General features: G+C 34.7%; 21 protein-coding genes and 1 riboswitch. Of the genes, 2 read left to right on the forward strand and 19 right to left on the reverse strand.

Translation table 11 applies throughout. The features are described 5' to 3' along the window. Positions 1-35 precede the first annotated feature (35 nt). From BLV40_RS17245 to BLV40_RS17285, 9 genes are all read right to left on the reverse strand, one after another. The gene (locus tag BLV40_RS17245) at positions 36-1139 is read right to left on the reverse strand and encodes a sensor histidine kinase (protein ID WP_090692231.1); all 1104 of its coding nucleotides are present in this window, start codon (positions 1137-1139) and stop codon (positions 36-38) included. A 4-nt stretch (positions 1140-1143) separates the two neighbouring features. Then, complete coding sequence (locus BLV40_RS17250; protein WP_026591720.1) at positions 1144-1782, reverse strand: response regulator transcription factor; 639 nt, start codon at positions 1780-1782, stop codon at positions 1144-1146. 180 nt (positions 1783-1962) lie between these two features. Further along, the gene (locus tag BLV40_RS17255; RefSeq protein ID WP_090692235.1) at positions 1963-3210 is read right to left on the reverse strand and encodes a DUF445 domain-containing protein; all 1248 of its coding nucleotides are present in this window, start codon (positions 3208-3210) and stop codon (positions 1963-1965) included. Positions 3211-3388: 178 nt separating this feature from the next. Next, positions 3389-4744, reverse strand: coding sequence for a D-serine ammonia-lyase (locus BLV40_RS17260; protein WP_090692237.1), 1356 nt, complete (start codon positions 4742-4744; stop codon positions 3389-3391). Positions 4745-5355: 611 nt separating this feature from the next. After that, positions 5356-7023, reverse strand: a complete 1668-nt coding sequence (kdpA, locus tag BLV40_RS17265) for a potassium-transporting ATPase subunit KdpA (RefSeq protein ID WP_090692424.1) — start codon at positions 7021-7023, stop codon at positions 5356-5358. Between the two features lie 108 nt (positions 7024-7131). Beyond that, a riboswitch (cyclic di-AMP (ydaO/yuaA leader) is annotated at positions 7132-7274 on the reverse strand. Positions 7275-7420: 146 nt separating this feature from the next. Beyond that, entirely contained in the window at positions 7421-8104 is a 684-nt protein-coding gene (locus BLV40_RS17270; protein WP_139265562.1) for a diacylglyceryl transferase, read from the reverse strand. A 17-nt stretch (positions 8105-8121) separates the two neighbouring features. Next, positions 8122-8676 carry a TlpA family protein disulfide reductase gene (locus BLV40_RS17275; protein WP_090692244.1) on the reverse strand — a complete coding sequence of 185 codons (555 nt, stop codon included), beginning with the start codon at positions 8674-8676 and terminating at the stop codon, positions 8122-8124. Between the two features lie 174 nt (positions 8677-8850). Beyond that, a complete protein-coding gene (locus BLV40_RS17280) occupies positions 8851-9663 on the reverse strand; it encodes a M56 family metallopeptidase (protein WP_026591726.1) in 813 nt (270 codons plus the stop codon). A 4-nt stretch (positions 9664-9667) separates the two neighbouring features. Then, the gene (locus tag BLV40_RS17285; protein WP_090692247.1) at positions 9668-10081 is read right to left on the reverse strand and encodes a BlaI/MecI/CopY family transcriptional regulator; all 414 of its coding nucleotides are present in this window, start codon (positions 10079-10081) and stop codon (positions 9668-9670) included. Between the two features lie 195 nt (positions 10082-10276). Between BLV40_RS17285 and BLV40_RS17290 the strand changes: the two genes are divergently transcribed. Then, positions 10277-10975 carry a Type 1 glutamine amidotransferase-like domain-containing protein gene (locus tag BLV40_RS17290; RefSeq protein ID WP_090692249.1) on the forward strand — a complete coding sequence of 233 codons (699 nt, stop codon included), beginning with the start codon at positions 10277-10279 and terminating at the stop codon, positions 10973-10975. A 64-nt stretch (positions 10976-11039) separates the two neighbouring features. Here the strand turns inward: BLV40_RS17290 and BLV40_RS17295 are convergent, their stop codons facing one another. The 10 genes from BLV40_RS17295 to BLV40_RS17340 form a co-directional block, all read right to left on the reverse strand. Next, positions 11040-12449, reverse strand: a complete 1410-nt coding sequence (locus tag BLV40_RS17295; RefSeq protein ID WP_090692252.1) for an MATE family efflux transporter — start codon at positions 12447-12449, stop codon at positions 11040-11042. A gap of 19 nt (positions 12450-12468) precedes the next feature. Then, positions 12469-12822: a GIY-YIG nuclease family protein gene (locus tag BLV40_RS17300; RefSeq protein WP_026591730.1), complete on the reverse strand. Its 354-nt coding sequence runs from the start codon at positions 12820-12822 to the stop codon at positions 12469-12471. Between the two features lie 16 nt (positions 12823-12838). Next, positions 12839-13603, reverse strand: coding sequence for a DUF2087 domain-containing protein (locus BLV40_RS17305; protein ID WP_026591731.1), 765 nt, complete (start codon positions 13601-13603; stop codon positions 12839-12841). 500 nt (positions 13604-14103) lie between these two features. Beyond that, positions 14104-15492, reverse strand: coding sequence for a class II fumarate hydratase (fumC, locus tag BLV40_RS17310; protein ID WP_090692255.1), 1389 nt, complete (start codon positions 15490-15492; stop codon positions 14104-14106). Between the two features lie 108 nt (positions 15493-15600). Beyond that, the gene (locus BLV40_RS17315; RefSeq protein WP_090692257.1) at positions 15601-16386 is read right to left on the reverse strand and encodes a TerC family protein; all 786 of its coding nucleotides are present in this window, start codon (positions 16384-16386) and stop codon (positions 15601-15603) included. A 233-nt stretch (positions 16387-16619) separates the two neighbouring features. Then, on the reverse strand, positions 16620-16967 hold the full coding sequence (locus BLV40_RS17320) for a hypothetical protein (protein ID WP_090692260.1): 348 nt from the start codon (positions 16965-16967) through the stop codon (positions 16620-16622). Positions 16968-17306: 339 nt separating this feature from the next. Then, on the reverse strand, positions 17307-18710 hold the full coding sequence (gene nhaC, locus BLV40_RS17325; protein WP_026591735.1) for a Na+/H+ antiporter NhaC: 1404 nt from the start codon (positions 18708-18710) through the stop codon (positions 17307-17309). Positions 18711-19142: 432 nt separating this feature from the next. Next, positions 19143-20240: an alanine racemase gene (locus BLV40_RS17330; protein WP_026591736.1), complete on the reverse strand. Its 1098-nt coding sequence runs from the start codon at positions 20238-20240 to the stop codon at positions 19143-19145. An 11-nt stretch (positions 20241-20251) separates the two neighbouring features. After that, positions 20252-22051, reverse strand: a complete 1800-nt coding sequence (locus tag BLV40_RS17335; RefSeq protein WP_211482126.1) for an IucA/IucC family protein — start codon at positions 22049-22051, stop codon at positions 20252-20254. After that, on the reverse strand, positions 22032-23297 hold the full coding sequence (locus tag BLV40_RS17340) for an MFS transporter (protein ID WP_331280095.1): 1266 nt from the start codon (positions 23295-23297) through the stop codon (positions 22032-22034). Before BLV40_RS17340 ends, BLV40_RS17335 begins: the two co-directional genes overlap by 20 nt. 65 nt (positions 23298-23362) lie before the next feature. Between BLV40_RS17340 and BLV40_RS17345 the strand changes: the two genes are divergently transcribed. Then, complete coding sequence (locus BLV40_RS17345; RefSeq protein ID WP_090692263.1) at positions 23363-25342, forward strand: IucA/IucC family protein; 1980 nt, start codon at positions 23363-23365, stop codon at positions 25340-25342. The last annotated feature ends 19 nt before the right edge of the window (positions 25343-25361 follow it).

Here is a 25361-nt window from a genome sequence, read left to right on the forward strand (position 1 = left end):
TTTTTCATATGAGATCCTTCATCTCAATCATGCCATTATTGAATCGGCAATAACATTGTTGCCGAAAATCCGCTTGTACCATCTACAATAATCTTCCCGTTTATGGATGCTGTTCGTTCCTCCATCCCAATAATACCGAGGCCTTTCTTCACAAGATGCGCTCCTTTTCCATTGTCTTTCACTTGCACCTTTACCACCTTGTTAAGTACATGAATATCTATTGAAATAACCGTTGCCTCTGCATATTTCATTGCATTTGTTAATGCTTCCGTTACATTTTCTCCAATGACCTTCCATTGAATTGGAGAAATCGTATCTAAATTCCCTTTATACACAAATGGAATTTTTATTTCATGCTTACTCGCAAATTCATCTATGAATAATTTCATGCGATGAATTCCAATCTGCTCAGTTGGCGGTTTCATGTTCTTTAGTGTAATCCTAATACTTTCGATTCCACCCTTAGAAATATGAATCGCATTTTGAAGTAATTCGGTAGCTTTTTCTTTATCAATTTCCATTAATCTCTTTGCTGCTTCCATTTGAATTAAAGCTCCTGTCATGGAGTGACCAATCTTATCATGAATTTCTTGTGATAATCGATTTCGTTCTTCTAACTTAAATGTGTATTCTGATTGCCTTATGTATTCTTTATTTTCATTTAAACTTTTTGTGAGCCGTTGCATATCTTTTCGCATCTTATCATTTTGCATCTCAAACTTTAATAAACGAGCTATGTAAAGATCTGCCATCGTTAAAACAAGAAAACAAAATGCAGTAATGAGTCCATATGTCATTCGAACACTTTCATCTGTAAAAACAATAGGGATGATCATAATGAAAAAGAGCGGCCATTTCTTTTCTATGTAATAAGATACAATTTCGTATAAGTTCAAGGGTAAAAACAAAATAAAATACGGATGAATCCTCCATGTAAACAAAATTATAATGCTAATTGATATTCCGATTAATATTTTCTTATAAGCATCTTTTTTTAAAATAGAAATTGTCACGTTTACACAAAAGTACGCAAGCAAAGTAAATATAACCCATGGTAAATTCGTAACATTTGAGTGAATATAACTGAACACTATATATAAGAAGACAATTAATTTACTTACAATTAACCAAAACTCCATAAAATCAGTCTACTTTCCCTGTTAAATAGTAAATCGCAATTTGTGTCCGGTGCTCAAGACCTGTTTTCCCTAAAATAGACGTAATATAATTTGCAATTGTTCCTTCTGATATGAAGAGTCGCTTTGAAATTTCTTTATTAGAGAACCCTTTTGCAATTAATGCAATAATGCTAAGTTCTCTCTCTGTGAAAAGAGTCTTATCTATTTTTGAAGCCTCTTCTTTATTTTCCAGTAAATTAGACTTAATTTTATCTAGTACTACGTCTTGCATAACAGTTTGCCCGTTATATACTCCCTTTATCGCATCACGAATGCGCTCTGGATCATTATTTTTTAACAAATAGCCTTTCGCCCCGTTCTTTACTGCCTCCAAAATATACTCATCATCATCAAATGTCGTTAAAATAAGCGGCTTCGTTTTTGTTTCCTCACAAATTAACTTTGTCGCCTCCACGCCATTCATATTTGGCATCCGAACATCTAAAAGCGCAATATCTACATCATGTTTTTTACAATAAGATAAAGCTTCTTGCCCATCATTTACCGTTTCTAACACTTCAAACTCTTCGTATGTACTTAAAATAATCTTCATGCCCTCTCTAATAAACGAGTTATCATCGGCTATTAATATTTTTATTTTCATGTTTGTTAGTAGATACCTTCCCCTCTACTAGCATTCACATCCTTTCATTTCCATTCTGTACTTCCTTACAGATTGTATTATATATATGAAATAGCTCTACTTAAAAAGAATTATACAAAATAAGAAAAACACCTTCACGATAAACCGAAGATGTTCTCTTTTTCAATACTACATATACAACTATAAAACCGCCTTTATTCCTTCCAAAACCAATCCAATCATAAAACCACAAACAGCACCATTCACACGGATCCACTGCAAATCTTTCCCAACATTATTTTCAATCATTTCAATTAATGTTTTATCATCTAATTTATCAAGATTTTCTTGTACAAGCTTTCCAATCTTGGAATGATTGTTTTCAACAAGATTTACAATCTGCTTTTGCAACCAGTTTTCCATTTTTCGAACTGTTACTGGATCTTCTTTCACCTTGTTCATTTGTTTTGTTAAAAATGGAAGAAGATATTGATTTGCAAACTCTTCTTTTTTAATAAAAATGACTGCTCTTTCCTGCGCTTGTCCTAACAATTCTTTTATCTTGTCAGTCGCATCCCAATTTGTGATCCAACTTTCTTTCCAATTCTCTAACTCCTGTAATACCGCTTCATTTTCCTTAACACGAATAAGTTCTTGGCGAATTTTCATTAATATAAGTTGTCTCGTACTATTATCAGGATCCTGTAAACTACTAATATTGCTAATTACAAACTTCTGCAAAATGCTGCCGATTTTTTCTTCATCTACAATATTCATGAAGGATTTAAGTGTAAACTGCAAGAAGCCATCCACTTTTATATTTTCCATCGCTTTCATTCCTAAGCTTCCAAGCTGATATCGAGCCTCATCTTGAGCCGTCCACTCTTTCGCTTTGACTAACATATAATCAAGTGTCTTTTCATCGTATTCTTGTACGACTAATTGATCAATAAGGACTTGCAATATATTTCCTGTATTAATCGTATATAAATATGTTTTTAATTCTTTCTCAATGACACTAGCTAACTTTTCAGTATCAATTTGAAGAATTGCTTTTTCAGCAATTGTAACAATCCCTTTTTTCACGCTATCAGATTGCAGCTCTCTTTCTGCAATCTGTAACACCATTTGTGCTAGCTGCATTTCTTTCACTTTACTTGTAATACTGTCCTTCGTCAGCCACTCATTTTCTAAAGTAGTGATGAGTCCTTTTGTTACTCGTTTCCGATTTTTAGGCAATAAAGCTGTGTGCGGAATTGGAATACCCATCGGATGGCGAAACAGGGCTGTAACGGCAAACCAGTCGGCAAGTCCCCCTACTAACCCCGCTTCAAATCCACCCTGTGCAATTGCACCTATCATTGAGCCTTGGAATGGAATAGTTGCTGCAAAGCCAATTCCCATCACCCCAAGTGAAATACCCGCTAAATATTTTGATTGTAATGACATTGTATATACACATCCTCTTGTTATGTAAGCTAAATCTTACTATTTCGAAATAAGCTCCTATTGTTACATCCTGACTGCACAAAATCCTATATCTATACTATAATGAACTACACTAAAAATAACAAAAAAATTTCAAATAAAAAACACGAGGTGAAACTCTCCTCGTGTTAAATGACTTCTACTTTTCTTGCTCTAAATTCAATCCTTTTTGATAGTATTTTGACATCTCATCTTTAGGAACCATGCTTCCACCTGTTCCCCAAATAATATGTGTACCCTTATGCATTTTTTCTGTTAAATTATGCTTCAGTAAATAATCCGTTCCTTCTTTACATAATTTCATTGGTCCTATCATCCCTGCTAGTGCAGACGGTTCTAAATGAATCCCTACTGTATCGGCTAGTTTCTTTAACAGTTTATACAACTGTTCATCGCTAATCGTATAATTACCACTTAAAAATGGCTCCATAGTTTTACCAACAAATCCAGATGGTCTTCCTACAGCAAGTCCATCCGCGTCCGTTACATTATCAATACCAACATCTTGTACAGAGATTTTATCATGAAGTCCAGTCATTAAACCGAGTAGCATACAAGGAGAATGAGTAGGTTCTGCGAAGAAAATGTGTACATTATCTTGGTACAATAATTTCAAACCAAAAGCTACTCCCCCTGGGCCACCACCTACTCCGCACGGAAGATAAACAAACAAAGGTTGATTTTCATCTACTGTTATCTCTAACTCTTCCAATTGTTTTTTCAATCTGGACGCCGCTACTGCGTATCCTAAAAATAGGTCATGGGAATTTTCATCATCCACAAAATAACAAGTAGGATCCCCCTCTGCTTGAATTCGGCCTTCCTCTACTGCTTTGCTATAATCAGCTTCATACTCAATAACTTTGACATTTTTGCTTCTAAGCAAGTCTTTTTTCCATTGTTTTGCATCAGCTGACATATGAACAGACACATTAAAACCTAACTTTGCACTCATGATACCAATGCTAAGCCCTAAATTTCCTGTTGATCCTACTGCAATGGAGTAATTTGAAAAGAATTTACGAAATTTATCACTATCTAAAATGGAATAATCATCTTGTTGAGTTAATATGTTTTGTTTAATAGCTAGATCTTCGGCATGTTTAAGAATTTCATAAATCCCGCCCCTTGCTTTAATAGATCCTGATATAGGAAGGTGGCTATCACACTTTAGCAATAATTCCCCTGATATAGATTGTTGATAATCCTGCTCTAAAGCTTGTTTCATAGAAGGGATTTTCACTAAAGGTGATTCTATGATACCGTTCATTTCTTTTGTTTCAAGAAAAACTTTGGCGATATATGGAGCAAAACGTTTCAACCTTTCTTCTGCATCCTTTACATCTTCTTGCGTAAGTGTAGTTTTTTTAATTCCTGTTTGAAATTTTTCGATATTAGGATTGATCCAAAATACTTCCTCCATCGAAATAACCTTGTTTAGTAAAGGATCTTTCTCTTTCCATGTTTGTATGTCTTTGCTTTCAATCTTCTTCATCTGCCTGATCCTCCCAACATTCTTGTAGCAAGTTGAAAAATAAATTATAATTAAATTTATTTTAATACATTTTAACACGAAACCCCTTTTCCGTTAATTTAAATTTACTTTATTTAAATTAAATTTAACACTCTATAAAAGAGAAGCTAGACATCGGTAAAAAAATTGAGAAGTTCAGAAAAATTAAGTTGTATTTAGATGAAGAAGAATATTTATCAGATTTTACCGAAAGAGTACCCCTACTTCAAACGAAGTTAAGTAGGGGAGTATTCATTAGAAGCTGGTGATGGTGTAAAAACACCAGCATATTTACAACATAAATGGGAAAACACTTGTAGTCAAAATGCAGTTGTTTTATTTTCAGTTACTCACCTATATTTTAATGTAGGTGCATATAGAACGTTACTCAACAATCGAGTTCGTTTGTTGAATAAAAAGTACAAGGAGAATACATCCCTAATATGTATTCTCCTTTATTTTAAATTAACAAGAGAAATATTCACCTATGTTTTTACTACGCTATCCCACTATTCAAGAATGATGCTACTAAAAACCTCAACAAAAGCAAAGGTATTCTTTTGGAAACACCCCACACTAATTAAAATTTCACTTTATGGTATTGCAAGAAATTCAGCAATCGGCCCAAGTGCGAGTACTGGTAAAAATGTTAGAACACCTACTATTAATATAGTACCTAGTAAAATTCCGCCAAATAATCGATCATCCGTCTGAAAGGTTCCTATGGTCTCAGGTACAACCTTTTTCCTTTTGAGTCCAACCGCGACGGCAAGCATTGTAATTACACCTAAATATCTACCAATATACATAACAATTCCCGTTGAAAGATTCCAATAAGGTGTGTTATCTCTTAATCCTTCAAACCCAGATCCGTTGTTAACAGCGGACGACGTGTATTCATATATAATTTGTGTTAAACCATGAAAACCTGGATTAGAAATTGCATCTGTTCCTAGATTCGTAGAAAATGCAATCGCTGCAGCTCCAAGAATAAGTAACGGCTGAGACACAATCGTGATTGCTATTAACTTCATTTCTTTTCCTTCTATTTTTTTGTTAAGAAACTCCGGTGTACGCCCCACCATTAATCCGGCTAGAAACACAGCAATCATTGCATACATGACGACATTCATAAACCCAAGTCCAATTCCTCCAAACACGGTACCTAAAAGCATGTTTATAAGTGGAACCATTCCACCAATCGGTGTCAAAGTATCATGCGTTGTATTAACACCGCCTGTTCCAGAGGCGCTTGTAACGGTTGCATATAAAGCAGAAGATATGACGCCAAGACGAGTTTCTTTTCCTTCCATATTTCCTTGTGAACTTTCTATCCCTAATTGATTTAACAATGCATTCCCTTTCAATTCAAATATAGCAAGCGTACAGAATCCAATAATAAACAGAATGAACATCGATATAAAAAACATTCTACCTTGCTTTTGATTACCAACCATTCTTCCGTATACAAATGGAAAGGCCATTGGGATTAACATTTGTAACATCATTTGTAACACATTACTTATCATATTGGGATTTTCAAAGGGATGAGCAGAAACTGTTCCAAAAAACCCTCCTCCATTGTCACCAAGTTCTTTAATGGAAAGTAAAGATGCTACTGGTCCACGAGGAATCTCTTGTGTCGTTCCTTCAAACGTTTTCACAACAACTGTTGAATCCAATGTTTGCGGCGTTCCTAAAACCACAAATATTAACGATGTGACAAATGAAATTGGCAATAATATTCTCGTAATAGCTTGTACAAAATCAACAAAGAAATTTCCTATTCTTTTCCCCGCTAGTACACGAATAAACGTAATGCCGATTGCCAATGAAGTTGCAGGTGCTGCAAACATCATAAATGTCACACCTACCATTTGAGAGAAATAGGATAAACTACTTTCTCCCCCATAGTGTTGTAAATTCGCATTTGTCATAAATGTAATCGCTGTATGAAATGCTAATGTTGGTTCTAATCCTAAAAAATGATCAGGGTTCAACGGAAGAATTCCTTGTAATCGAAATATTGAATATACAACCAAAATAAAGAAAAAATTTGTTCCTATTAAACAAAACATATACCGTTTCCAAGTCTGACTATGCCCTTTAATCCCAGCAACTTTAAATAAGATTTTTTCCAGTGGACTAAATACCTTTTGAAATGCTTCCTTACGCTGAAAAGCATTGTGTACGTAGTCTCCCATTGGTTTTGCAAAAATTACGAATAGGCCAATTGTAATTAGACTTGTAAGCCAGTTCATCCTCTTTCCCCTTTCTGTTCCCATTACACTATAATTAAATGTAATATTTTTCCACCAAGAGAATAAAAAGAAAACACCAGGTTGCACCTAGTGTTTTTTTACACACAAGTCCCCCCTCTCAAAACGCTGACGAGGTTAGCTGTCGGATTCGGGCCTTGAGAGTAGCCCTACCTATAAAAGGATTCACCCCTAGTGACGAATGCACAAATTTGGTTCCCCCGCTCCTGAAGTGGATTAAGCGATTTATTATTTGGCTGTAAAATCTACATTGAGCTATTCTGATTGTTAATATACTCCTCTAAATGATGATTGTAAAGAGAGAGAAAATAAAAAGAAATCGATTCATACAATCTATAAAAATAGCACTGTATGAACAACCGTTCGCACAGTGCTATTTTTATTTTTTCGGAAGCAATATAATACCTATACTAATTGCAATAAAAATAAGTAACTGCTGCACAGACAGACCAAATAATAATGGAACTTGCTCAATTATAAGTGAAATGAATATATGCGCAATCCCTTCTACAAGTAGAAAATAACTCATGTATTTTCTAGTTCCTAATTTCTCGTTTTTTAGCCACAGCCATCCCATTAGGCAGATTGCTATCATAATTTCATACATATATATTGGATGATAGAAAAATTTCGAATCATACACTTTCATTCCCCACGGCATTGTTGTGTTTATACCAACATACTGATGGAATAGAAAATAAGAAATAATCATACTTCCAATCCCAAAAGGAAGTGCATCTAGTAAAACCAAAAGTGAAAAATTAGCCTTTTTACTTCTCCATACAACATATCCACTAGCAATCAAGCAACCCATTATAATGTGTTGGGTACTTCCTACAGCGAGTAACGCTTGCCATGGTGACTGAAAAGCCCACCCTGGATTCAAAATTGTCGGCATAAATTTCCATGTTAGTGCGATGATAAAAAATCCATTTGTTACTGTATCCATTATTCCCTCATATGGGATACCTTGACTTTTCATCTTTAATTTCATGAGCACAAGCCCAAATAAACTTCCCACTATGAGAGAAATAGGCTGTACTTTCACCATCCAGTCCATCATCATTAGGATGTCCCCTTTTACTTCTCAATTAATTCTTTAAATTTCTTTTCTAGTTGATCTGGAGGTAATACTCCCCGCGCTTGATCTACAATCACCCCATCTTTATCAACAAAAAACGTTGTTGGCAATGAAACAATTTTATAATCAATCCCTGTCTCTCCATCCATATCTAGTAAAACCGGGAACTTAAATCCAAAACGATCCGCAAACGCCTTCGCTTCTTGTACTGGATCTCCAACCGTTGCATTCACCGCAAAAATTTCGATTTCTCCTTTATATTTATCGTAAAGACGCACTAAGTCTGGTGCTTCCATTTCACATGGCCCACACCATGATGCCCAAAAATTAATAATATACGGTTTTCCTTTTGCATCATTTAATGAGTACAGCTTCCCATCTAGTCCTTTAAGTGTAATTTTCGGTGCTTTAAATCCTACTTGCGGTAATACTTCTTTCTCTTGTAGTGCCTCTTGTTTTGCTTTCCGTTCTTTTTCTTCTTGTTTTGAATTATAAAAATTAAACCCTGCCCATAGTAGTGCTCCTGCAAGAATAATGGTAATTAGTTTTTTCACTTTCTTTCCCCCTATTTTTAAAATCCTGTAAATCCGTCAAATAATTGAATACAAAATACTGTAATTTTCATCATTTGATTAGATACAAATGAAAGAATCCCCGCGCCTACTGCGTCCATTTTATTCCTCCCACAAAACACTACATAAAGTAGTGTTTAGTGTTAAAAAAAGAGGCTATATGCACTCTCCAATAATAAGTACAAACGAAATGAGAAATAGCCCTATTGTCACATAAACTGAATTTGTATGTAACGGCATACTAAGCCTTATAGATGACGGACTAACAATTTGCTCAATACGCAAATTGATTGCCGTCTTCGCAAAAGAAGCTGTTATAAACGGATTAGATACTGTTTTTATTTTAATTAATTTTAACAATGCACTACCTAATTCAAACGATGATTTCATTTGATCCATCGCATATTTGTCCGCCAATAGCTCCTGATACGTATGATAACGCTGTAACATATCTTTCAATACCGGAATATACATCATTCCTTCAGCTAACACCGTAAAAAGAAACAATTTTAACGGATCACGATTTTTTTGATGATATTCTTCATGTAATACAATTGCATCAATTTCTTCTTCTGTAAAAGATTGAAATACACCTTCCGAAACAACAATTTTCGGATGAGTGACTCCGATAGTAAATGCTGTAACCTCTAATGATGGTAGCAAATACAATTGTTTTCCTTTTCGAGTAATCATAACTAAATTTCTCTGTAATTTTCGGCTATAGAAAAACTGTTTCCACACTCTTTTCCATACAACTAATATAGTAAATAACAATAATCCGCTCATTATGACACGAATGGTTGATAATTCTTTCATATGTTCTTGCAATTCAAAGAGACAAAACTGCGATAAAAAAAGAGCTTTATTTTCAAAGAAAAATGGATATGTAACGTAGTACACTAACATCCCAAAAAAGAGAATACCAATACTGCTTGCTAACAATATTATTTTTCGTATTTGCCACTTCATCATACTAGTCCTCTTTTTTCAGTTGATTAAGTTTTTCTTCTAACTTCTTTATTAAAGCAGGATCAGCTTGGTCTAGTTCATCTAACATGTGATTCACAACGAAATCACCAAATTCCCCCATTAATTCTTGTGTCATTTTTTTGGTTTGATTTGATAAAAAGGATTCTTTCGTTTGTACAGCACGGTATACACCGCTTCTTTTTACCGTTTGTTTTTGCAAGTGTCCTTTTTCAACTAACCGATTCATCACAGTCATCACTGTATTAAAATTCACAGGAGATTCCTCACTTAGTTTTTGCTGTACTTCTTTAATCGTAATATCCGGAGTATTCCAGATAATCTCCATAATCCTCGCTTCTAATGACCCAAAGAAATGATTTAATCCTTGCTCATTTAACTTATAATTTTGAGTGAACATGCTAATCCTCCTCTGCACTACAAATTGTAGTACACTGAGAATAAAAGGTCAAATATAGAATGATACGAACATGGAAATAAACCCCTTCTTTATTTTAGAACACATTCCCATTTTCATATTTTGTTATAGAAGGAAAGAAACTTCTCTATAGCGAAACTTTATCAATAACAAAAATCTATTAGGTGGTGCTTCATTATGAAGTTAGCTGTAATTGGCGGAGGTTACTTTGAACAAACGGATCATTTCCTTATAAATCAGCGACTTATTGAATTAACTGGGAAACAATCTCCAAAAATATTATTTATCCCAACAGCAAGCAATGACGATGAAGGTTATATAAAAGAATTTAAAGAAACATTCGAGAAGCAGTTACAATGTGATGTTCACATTCTACGCTGTATAAAAGAAAGCGTTAGCGAAGATAAAATTAGTGAAATGATACATTTTGCTGATTTTATCTATCTAGGTGGAGGAAATTATATCAATATGCTTGAAAAGTGGAAGGAAAACAAAATAGACGAAAAGTTGATAGAAGCCGTACACAACGGGACATTCATTGCGGGATATAGCGCTGGTGCTATGTGCTGGTTTACAACGGGGCTTCGTTCTAATTATAAAGGAGATGGCTATATGGAAAGCGATGGCTGGAATTTAATAAACAAACACTTCTGTCCACATTACAATCAACCAGATCGAGCAAACGCTTTTCATTTATTCTTACAAAACCGTGCACGTAATACAGAAGGAATCGCTTTAGAAGATAATTGCGCTTTGTATATAACCGAAAACTCCTTTGAAATTATCGGAGATCCAGAGAAAGCTTGGGAGTTCTATATGTTTGATGGAAAACTTATGCGACATCATTTTGATGTAACTTTGAAAAGTTATTTATAAGTTATTTGTACTCATACAAAATATCCCTAAGCTGAAAACTTAGGGATATTTTTCACCTTCTATTCTAACTAACAAGTCGCGTAATCCGTTTCTTTTGCCATGAAAGCTTATAGTATCCGTATTGTAACAGTAAGCTCACAATAAATGCTGCCGGATATCCAACCCATATACCTTTTATACCAAGACTTGTGTGATACGAAAGGTAGTAGGCAACAGGAACTTCCACAAGCCAAATTGATACAACACTGATAACAGTCGGCCATAGTACCGTTCCACTTGCCCGCATTGTCGCACCAATAATTTGCGCATGACCGAAAATTAAATAACTCCATAATGTAATCATGATTAGGCTATGTGCAATTTCAATTGTATTCGGACTTGTTAAAAATAGTGATAAAATCTCTCTTGAGAACAAGTAAATAAGAGCGATTAATACACCACCAATAATATAGTTCATTATAATTCCCGCTCGAACAACTTTCTGTAATCGATCAAATTGATTCGCACCAATGGACTGTGCAGCAAAAATGGATACTGTAATTCCAAGACTGACTGCTGGCATTTGTACATAACTTGCCACTTGATTCACGACTCCATAGGCTGCGGTCGCGTCAGAACCGAATCGATTTACAAATGCAATAACTGCAATCTCAGATAACGAAACTAATATCATATTAATACTTGCTGGAATACCAAGGCGTAGTAATAACTTTAATAGTTCCCAATCCATACGAAGATATTTCCGTACTGTTTCATCCAATTGTAATGGATGATTTTTCTTCTTCAAATAAATAAGCATGACAACAAACGTTATAATCGTTGATATGACAGAGGCATAAGCTGCTCCATAAACATCAAGTTTCGGCATTCCTAACCAACCAAAGATAAGAACAGGCAATAATATCATGTTCAACACTGTACTAACAATTAAAAAGTAAAATGGCGTTTTGGAATCTCCTGTACCTCGCATAAATGTTGTATATGCAAAATATAAGAATAAAACTGGCATTGAAATAAATAAAATACGTGCATAGTGGACACTCATACCAATAATGTTTTCCGGTGTTCCCATAAAACGCAGAATATCCATGGTGAATATGCTGCCTACTACCGCTAAAATAGCTCCTAGTATAAATGTGAAGGTAAGCGTTGTACCAACAACTGCTTTTACACGATCTTCGTTACGAGCTCCAAATGCTTGCCCGATTAAAATAGAACTACCCGATCCAATTCCAATTACAAATGAAACAAGTAGAAAGAACAACGGAAAAAACGCAGAAATGGCAGCTAAATCATTTACACCAAGCCATCTTCCTACCACTACCATCCCAAACAATTGTCCAACTGATTGTAATACATTACTTAAAAGCAAAGGAACTAAGAACATGGACATCGATTTCCATATCGGTTTCCCTTCCTTCTCCTGACTCTGTGATTCTGCATCTTCTTGAATGCTATCTGTCGGTGATTTCAAATTTCATTTCCCCTTTTTATTAAGAGCTTGCTCGGTTGTACCCGCGCTCTCCATATGGCTGCAATTCCTGTAGCCACTTCTCTTCTAATTTTTTCAATTCTTCCTTAGCATTAAAATAACCAGTCTCTTTCTTTTTCAAGACTTCTAGCACTTCAAATTCAAAGGCATCTGCACCGTATTGCTTCCAGTCCTCTTGCAATGCTCTATTTGTATGAGAACCTACATTGAGTTCAAATCGCCTCCCACTTATCGTCTTTAAATTCATCGTACTCTCAACGTACATTTTCTGGTTTTTTGTATTTATAATACGATAAATACCCGCTTCAATCTCTATCTCTTTGTATTGCTGTTTTAATTCTGCTCTTCTATTCATTTTCCTTTCCCCTTTCTTATAACTTCACCCAATATTGACTTCCATCAGGCGTTCGATCTAGAAAACCATATTCAATTAAATACCTTCTTAAAGTTACAAAGTCTGGATATACACTTTCCAAAACTTCATTCACTTCTTTTTCGGTGTACTTTTCGTTACTATTAAATTTTTTTATTAAATGACGTAATATAATTAATTTACGTTTTTGTTTTTTCGGAAATTTCACCAGTGGACCGTCTAATCCTTCTGTAAAATGCAACTTTAAGACTTCATCATTTTCTTCTTCCGTAATATTGTACCGATCGTCTACCATTGTAGCTGTTCTATGAATGGGTACAAATTTAGATTGCACTTTTGATTTTTCTTCGGACAGTTGCATCAATGCTAAAAATACTTTCGCTTGCTTCATCCTCTCACGCAATGTGAATCGATGATTACGTATTGTCGACGTGCTTCCCCCATCCAGCTCTTTCACAATTTCTTTATCATTGAATCCCATGTAAAAAAATTGAACCATCTTCTTTTGCAAATCCGTTAAACCTGTATATTTTTTATCCAGATTCAATAAATAGTCAAACATAGATGTATGCTCATTTTGAATGTGTAATTGTACAAACTTCTCGGCTTCATATAAAACCTGATTATCTTGATAAATTACACCTTTTATAAAACTTTCTCCGCATGCTAAACAAGTATATTCTTCTGTGTCCTCTTCAAATATATATCCTTTTTTTAGTTCTTTAATGGAAGCATCCCAAAACTTCTCAGAAATATCATTCATACCAAACAATCCTCCAAACGGTTTATTAAAAACGCAAACAAATCACAATATCGTTTATCCTTACTGAATCATCTTATCACAAACAAAATAAACTTTTCAACATTTCGCTTACTTATTTACCAAACAAATTTAAAATCGTTTAGTAAATAGGCATCTCCTTCCTAATAACAGCCAATATTTCTAAAGTATTATAAACAACTGCAGAGTAATATCCCTTAATCAACTAAACCTTCAATCTAGTCTTACTTACCCTATTCACTAACTTTTCAACAAAGGAATGAACTTGTCAAAAGATAAATGCCCAAACCTGAAAATAATAAATAAATTTATAGTGAAAACCATTTTTGATCACAATAGAAATATAGAATCGTATTTCTATTATGATGCCACTCTCCATCTTCAGAATTGCATATACTATTAATAATTAAGAGAATAGAAATTCTATTCGAGAAAAAAGCCAAGATTCAAATAGAATCTTGGCTTTTTATTGTCCATTCTGATTATTCCTTCGGTGCAATCATTTTCTTTGGATCTACAATCTCATCAAATTGTTTTTCCGTTAATAACCCCGATTGTAATGCTGCTTCTTTTAATGTTAATCCCTCTTTATGAGCATGCTTTGCAATTTTCGCCGCATTTTCATAACCGATATGTGGATTTAATGCTGTAACAAGCATTAAAGAACGATTTACGTTTTGGTTAATCACTTCTTCATTTGCTTCGATACCAACCGCACATTTGTCGTTAAATGAAACTGTCGCATCGGCTAATAAACGAGCAGATTGTAAGAAGTTATATGCGATTACTGGTTTAAATACATTTAGTTCAAAGTTACCTTGGCTCGCTGCAAATCCGATGGTTGTGTCATTTCCCATAACTTGTGCCACTACCATTGTTAATGCTTCACTTTGTGTTGGATTTACTTTCCCTGGCATAATAGAGCTTCCTGGCTCATTCGCAGGAATAATAATTTCACCTAGACCACTACGTGGGCCGCTTGCAAGCCAACGTACATCATTTGCAATCTTCATTAAATCCGCTGCCAATGCTTTTAACGCACCATGTGCAAACACAACCTCATCATGACTTGTTAATGCATGAAACTTATTTGGTGCTGATACAAATTGCTTTCCTGTAAACTGACTAATTTCCTCTGCAACCATCTCACCAAATTTAGGATGTGCATTAATGCCTGTTCCAACTGCAGTACCCCCAATTGCAAGTTCTTTCATATATGTATTGCTATCGGCAATCATACGCTCCGTTTTTTCAAGCATACGGTGCCACCCACTAATTTCTTGCCCTAACGTTAAAGGTGTGGCATCTTGCAAATGCGTACGTCCGATTTTAATAATATTTTGAAACTCATTTACTTTTTTCTCTAATGTTGCTTTTAACTTTGTAATTGCCGGTAGCACTTGGTTTTCCACTGCAATCAAACAAGCAACATGAAGCGCTGTTGGGAATGTATCATTTGAGCTTTGGGACATGTTCACATCATCATTTGGATGAATATGTACAGCAAGTCCTTTCTCTTCTAAAATTTGATTCCCACGGTTGGCGATTACTTCATTCACGTTCATATTCGATTGTGTTCCGCTACCTGTTTGCCATACAACAAGCGGGAAATGTTCATTCCATTTTCCTGCTAGGATTTCATCAGCTGCTTCTACAATCGCCTGAGCTTTTTCTTCCGATAACTTTCCTAATTTGTAATTACTAATGGCTGCACTTTTCTTTAAAATTGCAAATGCTTGTACAATCTCAATCGGCATATGCTCCGTTCCAATTGGAAAGTTTTCTTTACTACGCTGTGTTTGTGCGGCCCATAATTTATCAGTTGGAACTTTCATTTCTCCTAATGTATCTCTTTCAATTCTGTATTCCATGTTTTCATCCCCTTGATAATAAAATAGATACATTTTTATTGTAACAGACTTCCCTTTAAACGATAAGGATTCTCAGCTGTATTTATTGATAATTCTATATTTACTAAATTATATTTCAGATGAATCAGGAGATAAGAACCAACCACAAACGCTAATCGTAATTAATACGATATAAAAAATAGCTTTCCACGTAGCGGATTGAGGGAAATCCTTATCGATTATTCCAACCATAGGGTGCGCCAGTGTTGAAACAATAAGTTTTACGCCGACCCATCCAACAATCATAAAAGCTGCCGTTTCAAGGCCAGGTCTTTCACGCAATAACTTTACGAAATAAGTAGCTGCAAATCGCATAATAATTAAACCAATCATTCCACCAGTTAAAATAACAAAAAATCTTCCTGCATCAAGACCACCTATCATCCCTTTATTTAGTGGTGTAATGGTTAATGTAAGAGCTACTGCAGCTAAGATTGAATCGATCGCAAATGCAATATCTGTAACCTCGACTTTCAGAACTGTTAACCAAAAACTACTTTTCTTTTTCGGAGTATTTTCTTCCATCCCTTTTTCTTGCTCTCCGTGCATTTCTCTTTGCCACTTCTTTTGCCGATATATTTTAACTAAACTTCTAGCAGAAAGAAACAATAAATAAATCGCTCCTACCGCTTGCATCTGCCAGACATTCACAAGAAATGAAATTAAAAATAATGAGACGAATCGAAATATAAACGCACCGAATAATCCATAAAACAATGCTTTTTTTCTATCATCTTCAGGTAAATGTCTAACCATAATAGCAAGTACAAGAGCATTATCTGCAGATAAAACTCCTTCTAATGCAATAAGAATTAATATAACTCCTCCATACTCCAGCAGTAGCGATTCCGTCATCTCTCTCCTCCTGTTTTTGATACTATATATTTTGCTTTTTGATAGGGGAAATATACGAATATCACCAGAAACTAAACACCCCATAAGTTCGCATTGAACTTATGGGGTGACTTAGTACTATAGGATAAAAATTTCTAACAAATCAACGAAACAGATAGTTTTATACTTTGCTGAAGTGTTCAGTCTTCACACTCTTCTTACATAATACATATCCTAATTCCTTTATTTGCACTCTATTTTTCACCTGATGTAGTTTCTAGTGATCTAAACGTTAAACATCCAGAAACAATATATATAACTCCTGGAAACAACAATGCATCATATGAAAAGAGTATGGAGATGATACCAATAGTAAGCATTACACTTCCATATAACCTATTGTTCATTTTATTGACACAACAAGAAATTACAATAGCTAAAATCTGTATAAGAAAAACCACGAGCGCCCCATAGGCTTGAGCTTTCCAAGAATCATCAATAACTGACCTAAAACTATACATAATAAAAAGAAAAAATGATATACAAGCTCCTACTATAGAAGCAACTAGTCCTGTTACCAATTCAACAGTACGTTTTTTCAATCTATACGCCCTCCAATATGGAAAAATTGCAAAATTCCCCAATAAACATAACAAACTAAATTACAATAATTTGTTATGTTTTGTCGAATAGAAAATAAAAAACGCTAATTCCCCGCAAAATCCTTATAACTTACCAATAATCACACCTATAAAAACTAAAAATTCAGCCGTTCAAATTACAACCATACATCATATGAAAGTTTGCTGAAAAAACATATCTTATTTGGCTTTCATTTTACTTTACAAATTATAGAGATTTTATTTTTAGTAGTTTATCTATCATATAGTTTATAAAAAAAATCATCCTCTGCTATACGCAAAGGATGATTTTTTCTTATCTTATGATGCTTGTTTTCCTTTTTCAGCATCATCAACATACCAAATGAATTTTCCTGTATATCCATATATAACTGCTAATGCTAAGGATACAAAGCTCATCCACATAAATGGAACATATGATAATGTGGAAACACCTAGTATACCAGCCATAAAGATACCATTATCAGACCATGGAACCATACCCGAAGTTAATGTTCCACCTACTTCTGAGTTACGCGCTAATATACGGCGATCTAGTTTTAATTTATCATAGCTGTCTTGCATAATTTTTGGCGTTAAAATAAGTGATACGTACATTGCACAACCGAATACGTTTGCCAAGAAAGCAACGATTAATGTGGACAACGTTACATTTCCTGCAGAGTTTAGTTTCTTCTCAAATTTTGATACGATTACTTTTAAAACGCCGAGTTTTTCAAGTAATCCTCCGAAACCTAATCCAAAAATAATAACAGCTACTGAACTTAGCATACCATTGATTCCACCGCGATTTAGCAACTTATCAATGAAGTCCACACCTGATTCAATAGAGAAACCGTTATATGCTGTTCCAATTGCATCTCCAAAATTCATACCTTGGAAAAGCGTTGCCCAAATTGCACCGAGAAGCGCTCCCATTGCAATTGTTGGCATTGATGGTTTTTTCATTGCTAATAGTACAATAACAATAACCGCTGGAACAAGCATCCATATTTTAATATCAAAGTGCTTTAATAAAGCTTCTTTTAAAAACTCCACTTTATTTAAATCAACATTATCTCCACCATACATCCATCCCGCAACTGTAAACATAATACCAGTAATAATATATGCCGGTATATCTAATACAAACATCGCACGAACGTGTGCAATAACATCTACTTTTGCCATTGAGGCAGCAAGTACTGTACTATCAGAAAGTGGGGATAACTTATCTCCAAAGTATGCCCCTGAAAGTACCGCTCCAGCAACTAGTGGAAGCGGTAAGCCAAGACCTTCACCGATTGCCATCATGGCAATACCAGCTGTACCAACTGTTCCCCACGATGTACCTGTTGCAATAGAAGTAATTGAACAAATAATTAAGGTTGCTAATAAGAATATACTCGGATGAATAAATTCTAATCCGTAGTAAATCAATGTCGGTACAACACCGCCAGCAATCCATGTTCCAATTAGTGCTCCTACAGCAACTAAAATAAGAACAGCTTCTAATCCATTGGAAATTCCTTTCGTAATTGCATCTTGCAATTCTTGATAACGAAACCCTAACCTTAGTCCAAGCGCAATTACTAAAAACCATGAAATAAATAGCGCTAATTGAATCGGCAAATTAAAGATCGTTTGAAAGGAAAAGACAACTGCAAGAAACAGTAATAAAAGAATAATGATTTCTGGAATCGATGGTAATCTTACACTTTTCATTTGCTTCTCTCCTTACAAGTCGATAATATGATATATGTCGCCTAATATGTACTTTTACATACAATGCATAACGACAAACTATAATTTTCACATTATTCCGATTTGTTTTTTTAGTATAATAAATATACACCTTTTCTATTGTAAAAGTAGAGCTGATATTTCGCAATGAAAATTATAAAAAATATTGTATTTTTATTTACAATTAACAAAAACAAGTAAAAAATCCCTAAAAAAAGAAACAGTTGAGCAAAATTGTTCAACTGTTTCTCTTTTTATCACTTCACGACCTACTTATTGATTATGCACTTCTTTTTCTTCTTCAATTAAAACATTTAATATATACGTATATTGTTTTACAAATTCAATATATGTAACACGCGCTCGATTGATGAGAGTTCGTAATTATTGGGGGTCACGAATCAAAATTTTACTTTATAGAACAAGCACTTTTTGTAACACATCATCTAATACATATTGTTTGTGTACAAGTGAAGAAACCATACCGCTTTGCATCCCTCTATATGCTGGAAGAAACGTAATTATATCGCCTACTCGATATGTCTCACTATCTGTTATATCAATGATTAAATGATCACTACTTCCGCCAAGAATCTCGATATGCCCATCAAGTGGATATAGCCCACTAATATCAAGATCTTGTCGACCAATCGCAACAATGGCTCGCAATCGTTCTCCTTTTTCTTCAAAACATGGAACTTGACCGAAAGCGTTTTTTCCAATCACACCTCTAGGCATCGAAGGCTTTCTTTTAACCTCAATAATCTCAGCTTCTACTGAAAATATATCTTGGTACATAAAAGGAATGTTCTTCCCATATGCTGTTTCTTTCCCAAGAAAAATAGCCTCACCAATACGAAGAGAATTGACCCGCCCTATTTCTTTCCTTTGTAAGATAAGCGGTAAGGAACTGGAGTTTCCACCCGAAATAATGGAAAGTGGCTGCGCGATTGTTTCTTCCACTAGCTCAGTCAATTGTGTTAACTCTAGCAAAGAAGATTCAGTTGGAATCACACCGCTAAAACAAGTAAAATTGGCTCCAATACCAACAAGCTCTATCCCCTGTATCCCCACTACTCTTTGGGCAATCTCCACCATTTGTACAGGCAACATACCTTCGCGAAGGTCTCCTAAATCTACCATTAAAATGATCTGATGTATTTTCCCATATTTCGTCGCAGCCCTTCCCAATGCCTCAATCACGCAGAGTTCAGAATTCAAACTTATATCTGCAGTTAGAACTGTCTCCTCTACTTCTGATAAAGCTGGTGTTCTAATTAAAAGAAGTTCCGCACTGTTTCCCATCATTTTACGGATTTTATGAAGATGCTGTAATCTTGAATCTGCAAATTTTGTAAATCCAGCTTCTTTCAAAATTCCGATTACTTGTGTTGCAGCACTTACTCCTTTTGTAACTGGAAAACATGAAACATTTGCATGCTCACATAATCGTTTTATCATAATGGCATTATGCTTTAATTTTGAAAGGTTTATTTTCATGATGGGCCGCATTTTTATTCCTCCTACATACAAAGTGGATTGGGGAAATTTGTATATAAATACGATTTCGCTTGATCATGTATTCTCATCGAAAATAATGCCTTAGTCTCAATACAAGGTGCAAATATTGCTGCTCGTTGCTCTTCTGTTACCCCTACCATAAAATCTTCCACCACAGCTGCAACAATTCTCCACAACTCTTTTTCCTGTATATCATCAACTGCTCGAGCCAATGTAAATAGCAAATCCCCAAAATGATTTTGCAATACAGAATGAATAAACTTGTTATATACTTCAGTCATATTCTCTGTAAATAATGCTGCTTCTTTCATAATCGAGAGGTCTATCAATTCCGCCAATTTCTCTTTATAAATTCTTACTCCACCAAGATCACGAATGAGAATACGTTGTACTTCACCATTTTTTGTCACAATAATAGAATTTTGCATATGTCCTTCTAGGGCAATCCCATATCGTACAACAAGTTCTAACAATGGCAACATCACTTTCTCAGTATAATGAGCAATATAATAGAATATCTCTTTTTTACCGATTTCCTCTTTGTCAAAATATGTACGCATTATATCTAAAATGACAGATTCGTTTTCTTTTAATGGATTATCGGCTGTTAAACTTGCACCAACCCATAATAATTCTCCTTCTCTTCTATACTGATTGGGATCTTCCCGTAAAATAAATGCTAAATTACGTCCTAAATCCCTAGTATTCGGTTTAGAAAAATAGGCTCCTACTCGTTCCCTTACAACAACAATAGACTGCTCTAAATTTTGTTCCTTTGTATAGATGCCATCTAATACTTTTGATAATAGTGGGCCATTTACTGTTATTTCTGGTGACACGGTACGAACTGCACTCGTTGCTTGCGCTCGCACTGGAAGTTTCACGTGATATGGTAATTTTAATACATTCATTGTTCGAAATGATAATGTTGCACGTGAAGATAGTTGATATGGCACTGGAATAATCCACCCCTCTTCTAACTCTGAACCATATTCTTCTTGTAATACATGTTCATACTGCCATGGGTGAATGAGAAATGGATAATAATCTTCCATTCTTTTTTCTTTATTTACAAGTAATGTGTGCACTGCTTCATATAACTCTGGTGAATTTTCATATATAAGTGGTTTCTGCATGTGATCTCCGGTTACTTCAGCTACTTCTTTATGAACGAGAAGAACATGTAACGGAACAACATGTTCAAATTCTGGTGCATACAATTTCACTTCTTCTCTTGATAAACCAAGTTTCGTTTTCGTAGATGGATGAAGCGGATGTCCCTCAATAACAAGTGATTCCGTATAAGTAAGCTCATCAAATGGTATACATGCTTGTAAAGCTTTTAAAAATTGATATAAATTGTTAGGCTTTGTTTTTGTTGCAAACAAAACGTTTGTCTCTAATTGTTGTTTCACCCATTCTTGTTTCCGATTCCATGCTTCGTATGCTAGTGCTAAATTGGTTACACTGTTTTCCAATTCTTCTTGTAAAGACTGTGAAATATGAATACGAAAGAACGGGGCAACTTCTTCCCAAAACATTGACAATGAATCAATCCACCGTATATGTCCACGAACTTTAAAACGAATTGGGAATATAAACTCGTATCGTTCAAACGCTCCCTCTTGTTTTACTTCTAACAATAATTCCGCATCGTTCATACTATCTACAATCTCTATGCCATGCTCATGTTTCAATATTGCACAGTTCTCTTGTAGCACTTTCTCTCGAATCAATGCATTGCAAAAACGATTTAAAATACTACGTTCTGCTTTTACTCTATTAACTTGTTTTCTTTGCATGGACAAATTCCTTCACCTTTCCTTTTTGCTGTTTCAGTTTTATAAATTGAAATAAAGACGGGATCATACATATAACTCCCATTAAAATAAATGTTTGAGCAATACCAACATATTCAATGGAATAACTAACTAAAATAGAACCAAGTGGTATCATCCCTCGATCCATCAGTACTACACTAAGCATAAGTCCCCTCTCTTCTTCACGGACATGATGCTGAAAATAGACACGGTTACTTGATCGTAATAACTGACCAAATAGACCAATAGAAAATAAAAGAATAAAAAATACATATATATTACTAACAATCAGTAGTGCTAAAGAAATTGAAAATGCAATTAAGCTAACATTATACAGGCGTACTTCTGAAATATATGTCAATGCTTTTGGAAGAATCACAGTAGCTATGATTGCACCAATTGCAGCTGATGACATAGCGATTCCAAACACTTCTGCTTTTCCCGTAAATTGCTTTGAAACAAGCGCTGGTAAAACCGATGTATAGGAAAAACCAAAAGCCATTGTAATAAGTGATGTCACAAAGATATTTCTTCCCATTTTGTCATAAGAAAAATATGCAGCAATTTGTTCCCAACTCGCTTTTTTCTTTTCTTTTCGCTTTTTCATTTGGTGATCTTTCATTGGTATCACAAGAATCCAAGCAATAAGTGCACAAACAGCCTGCATCATAAATGTTAATTCGATATGCCCTGCTGCAATAAGAAATCCTGCTAATGCCGGGCCAGTTGATCGACAAACATTCATGACAAATGAATGCATGGAAATCAGTTTGCTAATTTGATTATTTGTATCAATATCTGAAAGAAGTGTATTCCGGTTTGGTGTTTCTAATGCACTAATGACCCCACGAATAAATGAAAAAAGTAAAAAGATAAAATATGAAGGAGTAACTAAAGCAACATAAACCGCAAGTAAAGTTGTCAATACAAATCCCCATAAGGAATATGATTTCATTAATTTGACACGTGGATACAAATCACAAAGCTTTCCTGCATAAACACTAAATAATACGATTGGAATGAGTCGTACAAAGTTTAACCATCCTAAATATGTCGCGCTATGGTACAAATCATAGACATACCAATTAATAGCAGTCATTCCGAGCCAATTCCCCATAAACAAAAAAAATGAACTACCAAAAAACAGTTTTCGAATAAGAATCACCTCAAATTTTTTGTTGCATTTTTTAATCCACTCTTTATAATTGAAATTGATTATCGTTATCACTTTAAAGACAATATAAAATATTCTCTCTTTTTTGTAAAGAGCTAAAATTGAGAAAGGTGGTTTCTATGCACTTACACAGCATTCATTCATTTGAGGTAGAAGAACAAACATTATTTTCTTTTTTACAGCAAAACCATCCACCGCTACATGAAATATATAAGCAAAATTTATATAAAGGTCGGAACGGTATATTAGAACGACTACTATCTTCTGTCATCCGAGAAAATATAAGCAATCTAATGGATACTGTGGTGACATTTCAAAAGTCAGCGAAGACGTTTGTTTCTATTTCAGCGTACCGTTGTCCAGATTATTTACTAGATTATATACATACACACCAGAAGAGTTTTGAAAAATATTCCATAATACAAGCTTTATATTTTAAGAAACAAGACTGCTACTTACTCGTACCAGTTCAACAAATGTATGCTTTCGAACGTCCAATTGTAAACGGGCCATACATGCTCATATCACTATCTGAGCAAAAAGAAATTACACATCCAAATGAAGTGTTAGCTTTAATTTTTCAAGAAGGTTGGAAAGGACAGTCTTCTTATTTTCATATGTTCGAAGAGGATTTAGCTAATAGTGCTGCTAATTTATCGCTTGCCTATACATTTCATGAACAGTCTACTGAGGTATCAACATTAGAAGCAGCTGCACAAACAGATAATCATTATGCTTTTTTTGAACAGCTTGTTATTGAAGGACACCCTTGTCATCCTGGAGCAAAAATGCGAAAAGGCTTAAACCCTGAAGAAACAATTGCGTATTCAGCAGAGTTTAAAAATACGATTCCACTTCGATTTGTAGCCGTTCATAACAAAGAAGTAAGTACTGCGTTTATGAAATCACAAGATTGGAATCCTATCATCTTTTCTTTAGAACCTGTACTGAAAGCCGAGGCAGAGATTAGGCTAGATGATAGAATAGATGATTATCTTCTATTACCTATCCATCCTTGGCAAACGATGCATACATTGCAAGAATTATACAAAACAGAAATTGAACAGAAAAAAATTATTATTTTTGATTATGAGGCGCCTTATGTAGCTGGTATGTCATTTCGTACCATCTTCCCAGCACAGTATGATACAAGAAAACCTCATTATAAGTTAACAACGAATGTTCATTTAACAGGAGAAGTGCGAACCTTATCAGAACAAACGATTCATAACGGTCCACTGATGAGTAATATATTACAAAAAATTATAAAAGAAGATACAAGTATCGATGAAAGAAGATTTATTCCGATTATGGAATGTGCTGGCGCACATTTTCTCAGTGCAAATGACTCTAATATAGATTTGCAAACTTTGAGAAGTGAAAATCTTGCATGTGTCATTCGTGATAATGTATACTCCTATATAAATAAAGATGAATGGGCTATTGTCGGTTCTGCTCTTGTTGCATCTGCACACGGAGCGAATCAACCACTTATTGTTGAACTTATCGAACTATATAAAGTAAAGAATTGTCTACCATTACATGATGCAATCGTTTCATTTATTGAAAAATATGTAGCTAACGCTTTAACTGGATTTATTCCACTTATGGTGAAGTACGGAATCGGCTTAGAAGGCCACTTGCAAAATACAGTACCTGTCTTTAAAAAAGATGGCACACCAGACCGACTTCTTGTTCGTGATTGGGAAGGCATTCGTGTTCACCGTGGTCGTTTACAACAGGAAGGGCTTGACAGTACAAACTTCCATCACAAATCACGCATTTTAGTTGATGATGAAAAGAGCGTACGAAACAAGGTATTTTACTCCGTTATGCAAAATCACTTTGGAGAGTTATTTATTCATGTAAGCCGTTTCTATAACATAGACGAACAATTGCTTTGGAATATTGTAAAACGAGTCACAAAAAATATCTTTTTAGATTTACAACAAGACTCACGCTATACAAAAAACGCAACAACTGATTATGATATCTTCTTTGCAGAAAAGGTAGACTATAAAGCCCTGACGCTAATGCGAATGATGGGGGAAGCTCACTCCTATTTTTATGTAAAAGTCGATAATCCATTGTATAAATAACAAAAAATCCTTCTTTTCT

Source organism: Bacillus sp. 166amftsu (genome assembly GCF_900107445.1).
In the GTDB taxonomy this organism is placed as follows: Bacteria; Bacillota; Bacilli; order Bacillales; family Bacillaceae_G; genus Bacillus_A; species Bacillus_A arachidis.